We start from the raw sequence: 947 nt of genomic DNA, 5'->3' as shown, positions 1-947 counted from the left end.
CCGCTGCCGGCGGGCGCACCGGCCGCTGCCGGCGCGCGCCCGGTGGTGCAGCTGCAATCGGTGGATGCAGCGGGTCGGAGCGAGGACGCGCCCGGGCCGCAGGATCCCGGGGTGGACGGCGACGGCCCGGACCCGCGCCCGCCGCACCCGCCGCAGGGTGGGGCCCGCCCCTCCCTCAAGCGCGTCAAGTAAGTCGGCCGGGCCCGGTTTGCGGGCTACAATGGCCGTCTTGCCGGCTTAGCTCAGTTGGTAGAGCACCCGCCTTGTAAGCGGTAGGTCGTCAGTTCGAATCCGACAGCCGGCACCACTTCCCGCAGCCCTTCGCTGCCCCCGATCCGCGCGCTCCGTCCTCAGGAGTGCACCTTCAAGCGGATCGAATTCACGTTCCATCCCTTGCTGCGCAGGTGCGCCTCGAAGGCCGGCAACAGTTGCCGGGCCTTGGCGGCGGCCGCGTTGTTGCGCACCAGCAGGCACCAGCGGTCGCCTTCGATGGGTCCGGCCTGCAGGGCAGGGCGCAGCAGCGGAGGAATCAGGGGCTCCAGCGCCCGCAGCCGCTCGCTCGATTCGCGCGCCAGCGCCGCCAGCTGGGCAAGCGTCGGCGACTCCTGGCTGGCTTGGTGGACGGAGATGGCGTAGTGGCGGCGGTTCATGGCTTCTTGGGCTCCAGTGCGGGGTGCATGCGCCGGGCGGCGGCAAGCGGGCCATTATCCGCGCGCCAGCGCCCCGTGCCGGCTGCACGCGGCTTCCGTGCGGGCCAGGCAGGAGCGCTCCGGGACGCGCAGGTAGAATGGCCTGTTTCGCCGCAGTTCGGCCCGTGGTCGCGCCGCGGCGTGTCCGGATTCACACCACTACTGGATACCGCTCGCCCTGCCGCCCTTGCTGGCGCGCAGCGCGGCCCCGCCCGCATGGCCACCAACTTCCTGACCAAGATTTTCGGCAGCCGCAAC

2 protein-coding genes, 1 tRNA gene and 1 pseudogene are annotated in these 947 nt (G+C 72.0%); 3 read left to right on the top strand and 1 reads right to left on the bottom strand.

Going from position 1 to position 947, the window contains the following annotated elements; translation table 11 throughout:
• Nucleotides 1–192: pseudogene (locus A612_RS17375) on the top strand (ClpXP protease specificity-enhancing factor); the annotation flags it as partial.
• Nucleotides 193–231: 39 nt separating this feature from the next.
• A tRNA-Thr gene (locus A612_RS08890) sits at nucleotides 232–307 on the top strand.
• A 43-nt stretch (nucleotides 308–350) separates the two neighbouring features.
• On the opposite strand, the gene A612_RS08885 is transcribed toward A612_RS08890, so the two are convergent.
• The gene (locus A612_RS08885) at nucleotides 351–650 is read right to left on the bottom strand and encodes a hypothetical protein (protein WP_019374147.1); all 300 of its coding nucleotides are present in this window, start codon (nucleotides 648–650) and stop codon (nucleotides 351–353) included.
• 75 nt (nucleotides 651–725) lie between these two features.
• On the opposite strand from A612_RS08885, the gene A612_RS17695 reads away from it, so the two are divergent.
• The coding region (locus tag A612_RS17695) for a hypothetical protein (protein ID WP_206536117.1) at nucleotides 726–947 on the top strand (222 nt) is incomplete at its 3' end.

Origin of the sequence: Melaminivora alkalimesophila (assembly GCF_000282995.1) — a bacterium.
Classification (GTDB): Bacteria; Pseudomonadota; Gammaproteobacteria; order Burkholderiales; family Burkholderiaceae_C; genus Melaminivora; species Melaminivora alkalimesophila.
This window is presented reverse-complemented; position numbering and strand designations above follow the sequence as displayed.

What these genes read in the sequence shown, in the direction of transcription:
- A612_RS08885 (WP_019374147.1), bottom strand. Translation starts at nt 650, where the DNA reads ATGAACCGCCGCCACTACGCCATCTCCGTCCACCAAGCCAGCCAGGAG.